The sequence below is a fragment of the Pedobacter sp. KBW01 genome (assembly GCF_003852395.1).
GTDB lineage: Bacteria > Bacteroidota > Bacteroidia > Sphingobacteriales > Sphingobacteriaceae > Pedobacter.
The window spans coordinates 72,289-87,817 of record NZ_QAJQ01000006.1 but is presented as its reverse complement, the minus strand read 5'-3'; the positions used below and the strand labels follow the sequence as shown (position 1 = coordinate 87,817).

19 protein-coding genes are annotated in these 15,529 nt (G+C 40.4%); 17 read left to right on the top strand and 2 right to left on the bottom strand.

Annotation, left to right across the window (positions count from 1 at the left end):
- The first annotated feature begins 13 nt into the window (after positions 1-13).
- The 6 genes from DBR40_RS06090 (at position 14) to DBR40_RS06065 (ending at position 5,025) form a co-directional block, all read left to right on the top strand.
- Complete coding sequence (locus tag DBR40_RS06090; RefSeq protein ID WP_317125518.1) at positions 14-526, top strand: LptE family protein; 513 nt, start codon at positions 14-16, stop codon at positions 524-526.
- A gap of 74 nt (positions 527-600) precedes the next feature.
- Entirely contained in the window at positions 601-1,623 is a 1,023-nt protein-coding gene (locus tag DBR40_RS06085) for a hypothetical protein (RefSeq protein ID WP_124558861.1), read from the top strand.
- A 13-nt stretch (positions 1,624-1,636) separates the two neighbouring features.
- A complete protein-coding gene (gene secG, locus DBR40_RS06080; RefSeq protein WP_199748291.1) occupies positions 1,637-2,002 on the top strand; it encodes a preprotein translocase subunit SecG in 366 nt (121 codons plus the stop codon).
- Positions 2,003-2,143: 141 nt separating this feature from the next.
- On the top strand, positions 2,144-3,169 hold the full coding sequence (locus DBR40_RS06075; RefSeq protein WP_124558860.1) for a sensor histidine kinase: 1,026 nt from the start codon (positions 2,144-2,146) through the stop codon (positions 3,167-3,169).
- Positions 3,170-3,360: 191 nt separating this feature from the next.
- Positions 3,361-4,002 carry a DUF47 domain-containing protein gene (locus DBR40_RS06070; RefSeq protein WP_199748290.1) on the top strand — a complete coding sequence of 214 codons (642 nt, stop codon included), beginning with the start codon at positions 3,361-3,363 and terminating at the stop codon, positions 4,000-4,002.
- Positions 4,003-4,014: 12 nt separating this feature from the next.
- Positions 4,015-5,025 (top strand): inorganic phosphate transporter, encoded by a 1,011-nt coding sequence (locus DBR40_RS06065; protein ID WP_124558858.1) that lies wholly within the window; start codon positions 4,015-4,017, stop codon positions 5,023-5,025.
- A 392-nt stretch (positions 5,026-5,417) separates the two neighbouring features.
- On the opposite strand, the gene DBR40_RS06060 is transcribed toward DBR40_RS06065, so the two are convergent.
- Positions 5,418-6,716: a carboxypeptidase-like regulatory domain-containing protein gene (locus DBR40_RS06060; protein ID WP_124558857.1), complete on the bottom strand. Its 1,299-nt coding sequence runs from the start codon at positions 6,714-6,716 to the stop codon at positions 5,418-5,420.
- Positions 6,709-7,287, bottom strand: a complete 579-nt coding sequence (locus tag DBR40_RS06055; RefSeq protein ID WP_124558856.1) for an RNA polymerase sigma factor — start codon at positions 7,285-7,287, stop codon at positions 6,709-6,711. The genes DBR40_RS06060 and DBR40_RS06055 overlap by 8 nt, the downstream gene beginning before the upstream one ends.
- Positions 7,288-7,521: 234 nt before the next feature.
- Between DBR40_RS06055 and DBR40_RS06050 the strand changes: the two genes are divergently transcribed.
- The 11 genes from DBR40_RS06050 (at position 7,522) to DBR40_RS06000 (ending at position 15,468) form a co-directional block, all read left to right on the top strand.
- Positions 7,522-8,283: a DUF4197 domain-containing protein gene (locus DBR40_RS06050; RefSeq protein WP_124558855.1), complete on the top strand. Its 762-nt coding sequence runs from the start codon at positions 7,522-7,524 to the stop codon at positions 8,281-8,283.
- Between the two features lie 86 nt (positions 8,284-8,369).
- A complete protein-coding gene (locus DBR40_RS06045; protein ID WP_124558854.1) occupies positions 8,370-9,302 on the top strand; it encodes a TolB family protein in 933 nt (310 codons plus the stop codon).
- 4 nt (positions 9,303-9,306) lie between these two features.
- On the top strand, positions 9,307-10,233 hold the full coding sequence (locus tag DBR40_RS06040) for a ketopantoate reductase family protein (protein ID WP_124558853.1): 927 nt from the start codon (positions 9,307-9,309) through the stop codon (positions 10,231-10,233).
- Positions 10,234-10,397: 164 nt separating this feature from the next.
- Positions 10,398-10,949, top strand: coding sequence for an RNA polymerase sigma factor (locus DBR40_RS06035; RefSeq protein ID WP_124558852.1), 552 nt, complete (start codon positions 10,398-10,400; stop codon positions 10,947-10,949).
- 11 nt (positions 10,950-10,960) lie between these two features.
- Positions 10,961-11,302, top strand: coding sequence for a hypothetical protein (locus DBR40_RS06030; RefSeq protein WP_199748289.1), 342 nt, complete (start codon positions 10,961-10,963; stop codon positions 11,300-11,302).
- Positions 11,303-11,740: 438 nt separating this feature from the next.
- Positions 11,741-12,007 (top strand): hypothetical protein, encoded by a 267-nt coding sequence (locus tag DBR40_RS06025; protein WP_124558851.1) that lies wholly within the window; start codon positions 11,741-11,743, stop codon positions 12,005-12,007.
- Positions 12,008-12,014: 7 nt separating this feature from the next.
- Positions 12,015-12,254: a hypothetical protein gene (locus DBR40_RS06020; RefSeq protein ID WP_124558850.1), complete on the top strand. Its 240-nt coding sequence runs from the start codon at positions 12,015-12,017 to the stop codon at positions 12,252-12,254.
- Positions 12,255-12,260: 6 nt separating this feature from the next.
- On the top strand, positions 12,261-12,641 hold the full coding sequence (locus tag DBR40_RS06015; protein WP_124558849.1) for a hypothetical protein: 381 nt from the start codon (positions 12,261-12,263) through the stop codon (positions 12,639-12,641).
- Between the two features lie 56 nt (positions 12,642-12,697).
- Complete coding sequence (locus tag DBR40_RS06010; protein ID WP_124558848.1) at positions 12,698-13,144, top strand: Hsp20/alpha crystallin family protein; 447 nt, start codon at positions 12,698-12,700, stop codon at positions 13,142-13,144.
- Positions 13,145-13,493: 349 nt separating this feature from the next.
- Complete coding sequence (locus DBR40_RS06005; protein WP_124558847.1) at positions 13,494-14,723, top strand: DEAD/DEAH box helicase; 1,230 nt, start codon at positions 13,494-13,496, stop codon at positions 14,721-14,723.
- Positions 14,724-14,994: 271 nt separating this feature from the next.
- Complete coding sequence (locus tag DBR40_RS06000; RefSeq protein ID WP_124558846.1) at positions 14,995-15,468, top strand: Dps family protein; 474 nt, start codon at positions 14,995-14,997, stop codon at positions 15,466-15,468.
- Positions 15,469-15,529 lie beyond the last annotated feature (61 nt).

Here is a 15,529-nt window from a genome sequence, read left to right as displayed (position 1 = left end):
ATAACAATATATCATGATGAAAATTAAAATACTTGCGCTGATATTGGTTGCTACTGTATTGAGTTCGTGCTCGTACAAATTTAGCGGAGCATCTACAACAGGCTTAAAAAATGTGGCTATTCGTTTATTCGAAAACAATGCGCCATTGGTAGTACCTACCTTAAGTAACCAGCTTACGGAGGCTTTAAAAAACCGGATCCGTACCCAAACCAAACTCATTCTGGTAACCGGTGAATCTGACGCCTCTTTCGAGGGCAGGATTACAGGCTATGATATTAAACCGGTGGCACTTCAAAACAGTGCTACACCAACCTCGGGCGCCAACAGGCTTACCATTACCGTTTCGGTAAAGTATAAAAATAACATCAAAGAGCACGAGAAAGAGAGCTTTGAAGAAAGCTTTACCCGTTATTTCGATTTTCCGGTAGGTGGTGCACCCATTCAATCTTTATTGCCAGGCGCTATCGAAAATATTAACAAGCAATTGGTAGAAGATATTTTTAACCGTGCTTTTGCACAGTGGTAGGCAAAACGGCCCGTTAAACACAAAATTTTTAAAAACCCGTCTACATTTTTTTAACTTAGCAGCAAACCTCAATAATGGATAACAAACAGCTACTGGCAGATTTAATTGCGCAACCCGGAAAGGTTGGTCCAGAGCATGCATCCATGTTGCAGGAAATGGCTGAACAGTTTCCTTATGCGCAGCCTATTCAATTGCTTTTGGCAAGGGCTAATGCGGCATTTGTTCCTAAGGCCGCATTATATGGCCAGGGGCACGTACTGTTCCATATTTTAAATATGGTACCGGTTAAAGCAACCGATACTGTTGAGTTAGATGAGCAGGAAGTTTTTGAAGAAATCGGAGAGCCTGCGGCAACCGTTCTCTTAAATCAGAACAAGGCTGTTGAAGTAGAAACCCCCGATCATTTACCAGGTTCAGACAACCATTTGGTAGATCTGCCTGCTGTAGATCACTCTTTTATCGAGGCCGCATCGGCAATCGATTTCTTCGCTTTTGAAGAAAAGACAAGTACTGAAGTAGTTGCTCCGGCACCTGAAATTGAAACGGTAGTACCTGATAGTCTGGAAAAGAATTTCGTTTCTAAGTACGATGACGATGAGCTTCCCTATACCTTTTTATGGTGGCTGGCTAAAACCAGGGCAGAGCACGAACAGATTTTTCAACCTTATGCGCAGGCAAAACCGGCTAAGCAAAAACCAAAGCCACAAACCACTCAGCCACAAGAAAAGGCAGAATTTCAGCAGCAGTACGTTGAGCATATTTTTCACATTCAAACCCCTTTCGAAGTAGCAGACCATTTGGCCGAATATCCTGCTGCCGAAGTTAAGGATGTGAAAGGTGCCGAAATTATTGAACGGTTTTTAAAAGAAGACCCTACCATTAAGCCACCAAAGCCCGAACTGATTGATAATGAAAATAAGGCCAAGAAAAGTGCAGAAGATCATTACGACCTGGTTTCGGAAACTTTAGCCAAAATTTATATTGAGCAAATGCTTTACCACAAAGCCATAGATACTTATAAAAAATTAAGTTTGAAATATCCAGAAAAAAGTGGTTACTTTGCCGACCTTATCCAATCTATAGAAAAGAAATTTTAAAAATTATATTACCATGGTAACCTTTTTAATCATTTTATTAATTATTGTATGTATCGCTTTAGGCTTATTTGTACTTATACAAAACCCTAAAGGTGGTGGTTTAGCTACAGGCGGTGGCACCAGTAACATGTTTGGTGTTCAACGTACCGGCGATGTTTTAGAAAAAGGATCTTGGGTTTTATTAACGGCAATCGTTGTTTTAACCTTGTCAATTACTACAATCGCTAAAACCAGCGGTGGTAAAGCTGCTGTTGGAAGTTCGGCTATTCAAGAGCGTTTAGATAAAACACCTTCACCATCACCACTTGGTGGAAACTTAAACAGCACTAAACCTGCTGCAACAACTCCAGCTAAAGCAGATTCTACTAAAAAATACTAACAACAATATTTAAAGTGAAAAGCTTTCCTCAACAGGGAAAGCTTTTTGCGTTTATACGCTCTACCAAACAGCTTGTCCCGGAGCAGGCAACTTATGCCCTGCTGTTAACACATATTTAACATAAAAGCTTTAAATTGCCACATGAAATTAAGTGTGCTGGTTTTGTTTACTGCCCTTGCCGTAGGTCTATCTATTGGTATGGTTAATTTTTACTTTCAGCATAGCTGGTATTACCTGGCTATCTCTTTCGGTGTATCGTTTCTAAGCAGTTTCCTCGTTTTTTATTATCTGCTCGAAAAATACATCTATACCAAAATTAAACTCATTTATAAGCTTATTCATAACCTTAAATTAGGTAAAGATTTAAAAGATGCCCTTGGTGAGTATGTAAGCTCCGATCCAATTAATGATGTAGAGCAGGAAGTGAAAGAATGGGCCGGTGCGAAGAAAAAGGAAATCGACTTGCTTAAAAAGCAGGAGCAATTTAGGAGAGAGTTCCTTTCCAATGTTTCGCACGAGTTTAAAACACCGCTTTTTGCTATTCAGGGTTATATCGAAACCTTGCAGGATTGTTTGGTAGACGATCCGGATCAGGCTGTGTTATTTTTAAAAAAGGCCGAAAACAACGTAGAGCGTTTGAGTTACCTGATTAACGATCTGGATGCCATTTCGAAGCTGGAAACAGGCGAATCGCCCATCAATTACCAGAAATTTGATTTTGTGCAACTGGCCAAAGAGGTGATGGAAAACCTGGAAGACAGGGCGGAGAGCAAAAACATTAAACTTTTCTTTAAAGATAAATATACTGCCATAACTCCCGTTTCTGCCGATCGGGAAAAGATACGTCAGGTGTTGATTAACCTGATGGTAAACAGTATTAAATATGGGATTGATGGAGGCGAAACAGCCATTAAGATTTTCGAATTGCACGATCAGGTTTTGATTGAAGTTACCGATAACGGAATTGGCATTGAAGAAAAGCATCTGGCGAGGTTATTTGAACGTTTTTACCGCATCGATACCCATCGTGCGCGCGAGGTAGGCGGAACCGGTTTAGGTTTAGCCATTGTAAAACACATTTTAGAGGCACACCAACAAACCATATCGGTAAGAAGTACACCTGGTATCGGAACAACCTTTGCATTTACTTTGCAAAAGGGAGGGTAAGAACACTATATTTTTAGCTGTTCAAAACCAAATCTAAAAAATTAGTTTAAGGCTTACGGGCCTCTCTGCGCGTAAAATCCTGACATTCTTATTGGTAATGCGATTTTTGATGTTGTTTTTGTTAATATAATTAAGAAATTAACATTAACTTAACATTGAGCTTGTAGCTTTGCAACATATTAAAAATTAACATGAACAATATTTTTAAGTTCTTTACGCCTCAAGACAGAAAGTTTCATCCACTGTTCGAGCAGGCAGGAAGCAATGCATTAAAAATTGCTGAAGCCCTTTTAGCAATGGTGAGCACAGCCGATGCGGAAAACAGAAAAGCCATTTTTAAAGAAATTGAGCGACTGGAGCATGTAGGTGATGATATTACCCATTCAATTTTTCTTGAGTTAAGCCGGAACTTTATTACGCCTTTTGACCGTGAAGATATTCACCAACTGGCTACTGCTGTTGATGATGTTGCCGATTACATTTATGGCACAGCTAACCGCATGCAGATGTATAACATGAATACCATTAATGAGCCGATTGTTAAAATTGCCGAGCTTTTGGTAGAAATGTGTACCGATATTGATAAAGCGATTAAAGAATTGCGCAATTTCAAAAATATCCGTGTTATTGCTGATGCTTGTATCCGCATTAACAGCGGCGAAAACCAGGCTGATTATGTATTTACCCTAGCGGTAGCCCGTTTGTTCGAATACGAAACCAATGCAATTGAATTAATTAAACAAAAAGAGGTTTTACAAACGATAGAGAAAGCAACAGATAAGTGCGAGGATGTAGCGAATGTGCTTGAAACTATCTTGGTTAAAAACGCTTAATAAAAAACAAACATGGTAACTACCTTACTGGTTGTTGTTGTAATTCTGGCTATTGCTTTCGATTATATTAACGGTTTCCACGATGCCGCTAACTCGATTGCAACAGTTGTTTCTACAAAAGTACTTACGCCTTTTCAGGCGGTTTTATGGGCTGCGTTATTTAATTTCGCTGCTTATTTTTATTTTACCGACCACAAAGTGGCCAATACAGTTGCTAAAACTGTAATTGAAAACTACATTACATTAGAGGTTATTCTGGCAGGCTTAGTTGCTGCAATTATCTGGAACCTTCTAACCTGGTGGTATGGTATTCCTTCCAGCTCATCGCACACCTTAATTGGTGGTTTTGCAGGTGCTGGTATGACACATGCTTTGCTTACAGGCGCTAGTCCGCTCGATGCCGTAAACATGGGTTATGTAATTAAAATTGTTTCCTTTATTGTGTTGGCTCCGATAATCGGTATGGTAATTTCGGTGGTTTTAACGCTTATCATTATCAATGTGTGCCGTTATGCCAAGCCGGCAACAGCCGAAAAATGGTTTAAACGTCTGCAGCTTTTATCATCTGCTGCCTTAAGTTTCTTCCACGGAGGTAACGATGCTCAAAAAGTAATGGGTATTATTGCAACAGCTTTAATCGCTTCAAAGGTGATTCCTAACTTCGAAGCCATGCCTGCATGGGTTCCAATTGCCTGTTACTCTGCCATAGCATTAGGTACTATGAGTGGTGGCTGGAAAATTGTAAAAACCATGGGATCGAAAATTACCAAGGTAACTGCACTTGAAGGTGTTGCTGCCGAAGGTGCTGGTGCGGTAACATTGGGTATTACCGAACACTTCGGTATTCCGGTTTCTACTACGCATACCATAACCGGTTCTATTGTAGGGGTAGGGGTTGTTAAAAGTGTATCGGCAGTACGTTGGGGTGTAACCATTAACCTGATTTGGGCATGGATTTTAACCATCCCGGTTTCAGCTACACTGGCAGCCATTATTTACGCGGTGATATACTACTTAAAATAAAAAACAAAATCCTTTAATAATACTCAGAAGACCAGGGCCAAAAGCGCTGGTCTTTTTTGTTGTAATTTACCGCAAAGAACGCTAAGTTTTCTCGCAAAGGACACAAAGTGATTTGCAATTTCCTAAGCCCTAACCCCGTCATTTCCAGCTTGATCTGATAGTAATCTTAATGCAATAGAAAGGCTAATGATTCATGTTTTATGCTTTAAGATTCCCGTTTTCACGGAAATGACGTAAAGTGGAACGGTATTGTGTTCACTATAGTCGCTGGGATAAACAACAGGATGTTCAGCGAAGCTACCTTTAATGATACGGGTTTACCCTAAGTGGGGCTTCCAATGAAAAGCTCGGATGTAATAATTTGCTTTGCGTGCTTTGCGGTTAAATCTGCACTAAAACTTAACGCTCAGTTCAACTACATCGGTACCTTTTTTGGGAAGTACCCAATCCGGACCATCCTGAATCAGTCGTTTCGCTTCTGCATCGGCTTTTTTGTTAAGCGATTTAATAACTGTAATGTTTGAAGGCCTTCCGTTGGTTTTTACTTTAAAGCTTAAAATCACAAACTGTTCAGGGCCTTTCGGGTTATACAGTTTATTGTTGTTTTCGAGGTATTGCTGATAGTTAATTGTAGCAACCGGAATAGGCTTGGTAATTTCCTCAGCCGATTTTCCATTCAGGTTCTGCTCTGCACGAAGCGTAATTTTAGGTGCAGGTATATTTTCTTTCTTGCGTCCATTCGATCCGGTAATCAGCGCAATTTCGTTGAGTGTTTTTCCTCCACTCATGGCCGACCTGATCGCATTTGGATCTTGCATACCCACCACCGGAATCTCTTTAAAACCAATGGCATTAATTAATAAATCCTTGTCTTTAGCGCTGCTATCAGCTGGCAAGGTAAAATATCCCTTGGTATCGGTTGCGGTTATGTTTTTCGATCCAGCCAGTTTAACTACAGCGCCACTAATGGGTTTTCCGTCACGCTGATCCACTACATTGCCACTAAAAACAATTTTACTTGATCCAAACGATTGTGGTGCAGCAGCTACTGCAAGCGGTTCGTCAAACCTAGCTTGAATAGAATCGGCTTTACGGGCGGCGAAAGCGCTCACCTTAGCTTTACTTAGGCTTGCACGTTCTTCAATTGCTTTGCTTTCTGCAATTTCCCTTTGCACGCTATAATTGGTTGGTGTTGTTTTCTTGTTGATGGCCAGATCGTTGGTTTTAGCATCAGCAATCGCTTTATCAATTAAGGTTGATTTGGCAACTTTGGCCAAAGTATCTGTTTTAGGGCTAACAGCGGCTATAGCGGTAGTAGTATCGAGATTTACCATTACACCACCCGATTTTCGGGCGGCCATTTCGGCATTTCTGCGGTTCGTTTCGCGCATAAAGAACAAAATACTCACCGCAATAAAAGCTACTGTAGCTGTAGCAGCAATGCTGAGCCTTTGTGTGGTAATACCCCAGAGTTTACGCTTTATCGGCCTTTCCGAAACCCTGTCGTGCAGTTGCTTTTGTAAAATAGAAAGTGTTTGTTTGCGTTTAGGCGATTGTTTTAAGCCTTCCAAAGCTTCGGCAACGAAAGGATCTTCCAAGGCCTGCCTTTCTACAAAGTGCATAGCTTTGGCATCAAGCTTACCATCCAGGTAATCTTCCAGTACATCAATATCTAACCAATCGTTATTCACCACTGTTTTTCTCTATACAAATCTTTAAATTCCGCTTACCGTTTTGGATGTAACTTTTTACCTTAAGCATGTCGTAGCCCGTAATATCGGCCACTTCTTTATAGCATTTTTCCTGTAAATAAAATAAATCTACGCTTTTTCGCTGTTCTTCAGGCAAAGTTTGCATACACTTTTCCATAATGGTAAGCTGTGTTTCTTTTGTGTTGTCTATATCCAGATGCACAAACTCGCTGTTTTCCACAAAAGTATCGTCTATAGAAACATTATTTTGCCTGGCCGATTTACGCAGCGCCATTAAGCAATGGTTACGCGTAAGTACATGAAGCCAGCTTTTGAAATTCTGTACCTCGTGCACTTTGAGCTTGGTTACCAACTCTTCAAAAATCTGCATTACAGCATCCTTGCTTTGCTCTTCATCCTTAAAGTAGTTTAGGCAAACCCCGAAAACCAGGTGCATATATTTGTTGTAAAGCGTACCCAATGCATCTAAATTGCCCGCGTTTTTATACTCGGCAATTAGTTTAGCATCATCTTGCTGGCTATTTCCAGCTGTATTTTTTATAAATCTCAAAAAAACAGGTAGCTATATCGAATTATCTTTCAAGTATAAAAAATATTTCTGAGTGATAAGACATAAACTAATTTTTTAGGCTAATCTGTTTGAATTATGCCTCATGAAAGCTATTTTATTTGAGAGACGGGAAGGGATGAAAATTTAACATTTCAACTTTGCCGAAACACTTATCTTTGATCACCAATAAAAAACTGGCCGTTGTTTTGCTTGTCAGGATTAAACACACACCAAATGAAAAGAATTAAAACTTTTTCTACTGCACTGGCTTTACTGCTGTTTGCCAGCTTTACCGTTACTGCCCAGATTAAACTGAGCGATATTTTTAAAAAAGTAACCGAAAAACAAGGAACCACCGCCGGTGCTACAGGAACACCCTCAACTTTCGAAATAGGACAGGGCATTAAAGAAGCATTGCAAATCGGTATTTCGGCTGGTGCCGACAGGCTTTCGGTTAAAGATGGTTTTTTGGGCAACCTGGCGGTTAAAATTTTAATGCCACCCGAAGCACAAAAAGTAGAAAAAACATTGCGGGGCATTGGCTTGAACAAGCTTTGCGATAATGTAATTGTGAGCCTGAACCGCGCAGCAGAAGATGCCGCTACAGAAGCCAAGCCCATTTTTATTTCGGCCATTAAACAAATGACGCTTACCGATGCTACCAATATTCTTTTGGGCAATAAAGATGCCGCTACCGAATACTTTAAGCGGGTAACTACAGCTCAGCTAATGCAAAAGTTTAGCCCGATTGTAACCACCAGCTTAAGTAAGGTAAATGCCACCAAATATTACAGCGATTTAACCACGCAGTACAACAGGTTGCCATTGGTAAAACCCGTTAACACCAACTTAACCGAATACGTTACGCAAAAGGCGATTGATGGATTGTTTATCGAAGTAGCGAAAGAAGAACTGAAAATAAGGGATAATCTAGGCTCAAGAAGCTCTACCTTATTGCAAAAAGTGTTTGGCTATGCCGATAAGAAAAAAAGTTAAGTCTAATTAAAATCATAAAAAGAGGAGATTCAGGTTCTGCAAGGGGCCCGAATCTTTTTGTTTAAAAACAATTTGTAAAATTGTATATGACGAAATTTAACATTCAGCTGGCCTGTATTTTTATAGCCGGCACGGTACTTACAAGTTGTAGCAATCAACAATCAGCAGAGGGCGGTTCGAAAGCGATATTAGATACGGTTTCGTTAAGCAGTAAAAACTATGCCCTGGCCTATCAGGATGGCGAAAAGATTGTGGCTACCAGCATCGATACCATGAAGCAGATTTCGTTCGGTGGTGCTACCGATCCGGCCATTTCGCCCGACGGGAATAGACTTGCCTACACTTTAAGCGATTCTGCTGGGCACCGCTCCATATGGATTGCCGATATGGAGAATAAAAGTCAGGGCGAATTGGTGGTAAATAACAACAATTATTACCAGGCGGTATGGTCGGCTGATGGCAGTACCATTGCTTTTAACATTTTTAACAAACAAAACCTATGGAAAATAGGCATTATTAAAGCAGATAATTCAGGCTATGTAATGCTTGATAGTGCATCTAAAATTAATGTGTATGCCCCAACGTGGAAAAATGAGAAGGAAATCGTTGGTCAGGATTTAACCAATTTGTACACTTTTGATCTTTCGGGTAAGGTGATTGATACCAAGTTAATTGCAGGTTTAATTGGTAAAGATTTAACCATTGCCAGTAGTAATCGTTTCTTTTATACCAAAGACGGCAACAAACTGATTTTCAATGCCGGCAATACTGATGTATTGGATGGATTAACCGGGCCTGCTGAGGCGGTTTATATTTTGGATTTGGCCAATAAGAAAATCGACAGGCTTTCGCCCAAGGGTATAAATGTATCTTACGTTTTTGTAACTGCCGACGACCGGATTTTTTATAGCGGTGCCGAAAAACCCTTTATTCAATCGAAAATTTATGTAGCCGATTTGAAGGGTAACAGTAAAATTGTGGTGGATAAGGGCACTAATCCAACCGGGGCTTTAAAATAACAATATGGCTAAAAAGGTAAAAATAGTAATCGTTGGGATTGGCGGTGTCGGCGGCTATTTCGGCGGTTTGCTGGCTAAAAAATATGCTGGAAAGGGAGCTGTTGAAATCGTTTTTGTAGCTCGTGGCGAACATTTAAGTGCAATTAAAGCAAATGGTTTAAAGGTGATAAGGGGCAATGAAGCTTTTATTGCAAGTCCAGATCTGGCAACCGATCATTTTGATGAAACAGGCATAGCTGATTACATTATCATTTGTACCAAAAGTTACGGTTTAAACCAAACACTCGACAGTTTAAAGCCTTGTATTGGCCCACAAACTGTGCTTCTGCCATTGTTAAACGGTGTTGATGCCTATGATATCATTAACCGGCGTTTCCCAGAAAATACGGTGTTAAAAGGTTGTGCCTTTATCATTTCGCGGTTAAAAAGTGCTGGTGTAATTGAAAACTCGGGTGCGATACAGAAAATATCTTTCGGATTAGATGGACCTTTAACATCAGAGGTATTATTGCTTAACGATATATGCCGTGATGCTGGAATTGAGGTAAACTGTACCGATAAAATTTCGACCGCAGTATGGGAGAAATTTATTTTTATATCGCCAACCGCCACAGCTACCTCTTTTTACAATAAAACCATTGGTGAGGTACTCTTGCACCATAGTCATGAAGTTAAGCTACTGATTGCCGAAATAAAAAGCCTGGCTTTAGTCAAAGGGATTTCCCTCGGTGACGATATTATGGAAAGGACCTTTAATACCATGAAATCGATGAAGTACGAAGCCACTTCTTCAATGCACAGGGACTATCTGGGGCAAAAACCTGAAACGGAAGTAGAATCGTTAACAGGTTACATTGTGCACGAAGCCGCTAAATATGGTTTGGAAACACCAATCTACACGCATTTTTACGCAGGCCTGGTTGTGAGGTAAAATTATTAGGAGAATTAAAAATCCTCAGTTCATAAGGACAGGAAAACATATCCTGACCAACATAGCGATTCATTTTCAGAGTATTAACTTTTTTTTGAAAAAATTAAAGAAAATTTAAAGTAATATTGAGTTTCATCCGTTTACTGGTTTACAAAAGATAAATAGTGCCAAAAAACGAACCTCAAAATATCATTTCTACAGTTGCCAGTTACGGTAAGCGCCTCTTTAGTTTCATCCGTGGGCGGGTGAATACGGACGAGGATGCAGAAGATATTTTGCAGGATGTTTGGTTTCAATTAAGTAACCAGCCCGAGGCGGGTGCCATTGAGCAGATTAGCGGCTGGTTGTATCGTGTAGCACGGAATAAAATAACCGATAAGTACCGTAAACAGAAAGAAGAACGGCTGGAAGATTTTACTTTTGAAGGGGAAGATGGCGAAATCAGTTTTAGGGATATATTGCTGGCCGAATCTTATTCGCCCGAAGAAGAAAGTTTAAAAAAGCTCTTTTGGGATCAGCTTTTTTTAGCACTCGATGAGCTGCCAGAAAACCAGCGATACGTATTTGTTCAGAATGAGCTCGAGGAACGTACCTTTCAGGAGCTGGCCGATGAAACCGGCGAAAATATCAAAACTTTAATATCGAGAAAAGGTTATGCGGTAAAGCATTTACGCAGCCGCTTACAAAATTTATATCAGGAATTTATCAATTATTAAATTTGCAGGAGATGAGAAATAGAAAGTTTAGTAAAGGCAAGAAATTCATTTTCTTTTTACCTGTGGTAGTACTAATTGCCACCGCTTTGGGTTTTGTAGTAATGTACTTGTGGAACTGGATTTTACCTGAAGTAGCCCATGCCGGGCGACTTAATTTCTGGCAGGCAATTGGGCTGCTCGTGCTGTGCCGCATATTGTTCGGTAATTTTAATAAAGGCGGCGGCGGTGGTTTCCGCGAAAAAGCACATAATATGCGTGCGAAATGGCACAGTATGAACGAAGAAGAAAGAGCGAAGTTTAAAGAAGAATATAAACGGCGTTGTGGTGGCTGGGGCCGCCACGATCAGCGATAAAGAGTGATTTGAAGCCAGCTAAGCTGGCTTTTTTGTTGCTTGTCTATTTTATTTCCTAAAAAGTCTGTCATCCTGAGGGTTAATTTATTTCATAAAAATTAATATTTAGTAACAGCCCATTCAGGGACGTCATTTCGAGCGAAGTACAACGTAGCCGAGAAGTCTATTTAAAGATCTCTCACCGCCTGTACGGGCATGCATTTCGCCACCGGTGAAAAACCGGGCGGCTCTAGTCACAATGACGATTCTTCTACGGGGTCTGTCATCCTAAGTCTGTCGAAGGACTTTCGGCGCTCCATAGCTGAGTAGCTAAAAGTCAGCTGCTAAAAACTGAACCACCCATACTCCCTGGCTAAGACCCCCTCAAAAAATATTTCAAAAAAAATTAAAGTAAAATCTTTTCTCTGCCGTCTACCTAATCAAACAAGGAAATTAACCATGAAAAAAATATTAAAAGCCATAGGATTCGGAATTGTACTGGGTGCAGCCGTATTCTTCGTTCCATTTATATTCAAATTTATTTTAATTGCCATGCTCATCGGAATGGTGTTCAGAATTTTTGCCTTTAACCGCCGCAGGCGCTTTGCCCAGCGTTTTAATGAATACTACCCCAATCACTTTGAACAGATTACCCCAATTGATGGTCAATGGTACCGTCCAAACGTTCAGGGTAACGGCGTAGCAAACAGTATTAACATAAATTAATTTAGCCATGAGAGCATTTAGAATATTTTTAGTCTTAGTAGCAGCCGGAGCAACTTTTTACAGCTTAAACGTATTGGCTGTTCAGAACGGATACCGCGACCGGTTAGACTTTAGAAACAGGTACTACCATGAGCATGATTGCAGGCCTGAACAGAAAAGCCATGCTTTTAACCACCACAGTAACAATACAACAAGCGCTTTTGAGTTTAAGCCAGAAGCCACTCAACACATCGTCCCCGTAAAATAAACTGATATGTCGCGCGTACTTTTTTTATCCAATCCATATGACAGTTCTGCGAGGCCGATTTTAGGTCTGGCCAACGAACTGATTAGCAAGGGGCAGGAAGTTACATTTTTCAGCTCGGATGAGTTTCAGGAGCCTGTTGAGGGCATAGGTGCTGACTTTAAGCCTTATAAGGGAGATCTGGATATTTTTCAGCAAAAGAAAAGCGACGAATCGAAGTCGGGCCTGATTAGCGCATTGCTCGAACCGATGAAATTTATCGATGATATTGTAGTACAGATCAGGGGGCTAAAATTCGATTATGCCGTATTTTCTCCAGCTTACCCATACGCTAATATCATTACCCAACTACTGGGAATACCTAAAACGCAGTTTGGTGTTTCCAGTTAAAACGCAGGCAACAGCGCTTGAGAATTAATAATTACAAACCATTAAATTTTAAAAACATGTACAACGAACATAGCTGCCATACAGGCAAAATGCATCACGGTTGCGGCCATAGGGGCGGCAGATTTGGTCATCACTTTGGTGGCCGTTTTAAACCGGGATACGAAATGTTTAACCGTGGTTTCAGGCGCGTGCCTGTAAACATCGAGGAAACAGAAAATAGTTTCATTATTCACCTCTTTGCACCCGCTTTGGTTAAAGAAAACCTGAAAGTAGTAACCAAGGATGATGTTTTAACCATTTCATACCAACCGGCTGAAGACGGGCCAACTGAAAAATTTAGTCGACGCGAGTACAGCAACGGTGCTTTTGAAAGAGCTTTTGCTTTAAACGGAAAAGTACTTAACGAGCAAATTTCTGCGGCTTATGCCGATGGAATTTTAAAGGTAACATTGCCTAAAAACCCCGAAACCAATACACCAGAGAAAGATATCCTGGTGGACTAAGTTTTGTCTATTATAATTTCACCAATGCTCCGGTTATGATCGGGGCATTTTTTGTTTAAAGGCTTTTGAGGCTGTACAACTTTTAGGGGTATTATTTTGAAAGCTTCCTGCTGTGGGTGGGAAGCTTTCAAAGTAACTATGATTTGTCGCTGCGCATGGTAGGAAGCTTTCAAAGTGGTTTTGATCTCCTGTTGCTGTGAGCAGCAAGTTTTCAAAGATTTGGAAGCCGGAAAAGGATTTCAGGGCTGAGGGATTATAGTTAAAATGGCCAATCCTGTATTGATATTGAAATGCGTTTGCTATTCGCCTTAATTTGAGGTACTTTTGCTAAAAGACAAAAACAAACAGATTGAATTTTAACGACTTTAATTTTAACCCCGATTTATATGAAGGCCTAATGGCCATGGGGTATAAAAGCGCTACTCCCATACAAGAACAAGCCATTCCGGTAATTTTAGATAATCACGATCTGATTGCCTGCGCCCAAACGGGTACAGGAAAAACGGCCAGCTACCTTTTGCCGGTAATGGACAAAATTAGCCGGGCTGCCGACAGGCATAACAATACTTTGATTTTGGCGCCAACCCGCGAGCTTGCCCAGCAAATTGATTTGCAGGTAGAAGCATTGGCTTATTTTACCAATATCAGTTCATTAGCCGTTTATGGCGGAGGTGATGGTATTGCTTACGAACAGCAAAAACGTTCGATGCGCGAAGGTGTGGATATTATTATTGCTACACCAGGCCGCTTAATGGCACACTTATCATCAGGGGTATTGAAGCTGGAGCATTTGCAGCATTTAATTCTGGATGAAGCCGACAGGATGCTGGATATGGGATTTTACGATGATATCATCCGGATTATCAGTTACCTGCCTAAAAAAAGACAAACACTTTTGTTTTCGGCTACCATGGCACCGAAAATCAGGAATATGGCCGGCAAAATTTTGCACGAGCCTAAACAGATTACCATCTCCATTGCTAAACCTGCCGAAGGGATCGATCAGCAAGCCTATAATATCCACGATCAGCAAAAACAAGCCTTACTAACCGAGATTTTTAAGGACGAAAAATATAAAAGCAGTATCATTTTTGCCTCAACTAAAGAGAAAGTAAAAGCCTTGTATAAAGCTTTTAAAGGACTTGGTATTAAAGCAGAGGCCTTTCACTCAGATTTAGGCCAGAAAGAGCGTGAGGACATCTTGTTGGCCTTTAAAAACAGAAGATTGCCCATATTGATCGGTACAGACGTATTGTCGCGCGGTATTGATGTAGAAGGAATCGATCTGGTAATAAATTACGATGTTCCGGGCGACCCGGCAGATTATGTACACCGGATAGGTCGTACGGCGAGGGCAGCTACAAAAGGAACAGCCATTACCCTGGTTAACGGTAGGGATAAACGCAAATTCGACAACATAGAGAAACTGATTGAAAAACAGGTGCCTCGAATGCCTTTACCTGAGGATATTGCCACGATGGAAATTACCCATGTGGAAGAAAAAAGACCACAGCATAAGGGCAATGGTAAGAAACGGGTTTGGCATAAAAAGAAACCAAAACCTAAACCAACAAGTTAGTTCTGGTCTACGTTGTCATCCTGAGCCTGTCGAAGGACTTTCTGAATTCACAGCAGACATTTCAATAAAATTTAGCCACAGATTCACAGATTTTTATTTAATCTGGAAATCTGTGGCTTTTTAGTTACACATGCGCTACGGCACCAATTTTTATGGATTGATTCCTCCGAAAATCATATGATTTTTGTTGTTTATTTAACAATATGGTGATATTCATTTGCGGTTTTGACAACGATAAAGAGTAAATTAGCTTTATAAAAACAGAATCAAAATGGACGCAAAAATTGGAATAACCCCAGAAAATAGACAAGCAGTTTCAGAACAATTGGCTAAATTATTGGCCGATGAATATGTTCTGTACACAAAAACCCGTAATGCACACTGGAATGTGGAAGGTATCGACTTCTTGGCTAAGCATAAATTTTTCGAAGAACAGTATAACCAACTGGATGAATTTATTGATAGCGTTGCAGAACGTATCCGTAAAATTGGTCATTATGCACCTGCAACCCTGAAAAACTTTTTGGCTTTAACGCACCTAACTGAATACAGTGAGCGCCACAACGATAGTTTGGGTTACATTAAAGATTTATTGGCCGACCATGAAACCGTAATTGAATTTATCAGGGGTAACATTAACCCGATTGCCAATGATTATGGTGATGCCGGAACCAGCGATTTTATTACCGGACTTATGGAAACCCACGAAGAAATGGCTTGGTTTTTAAGAGCGCATTTAAAATAGTTTATCAAATCATTTTTTAAACGCCAATAGGATAAAATCTTATTGGCGTTTTTGTTTTATG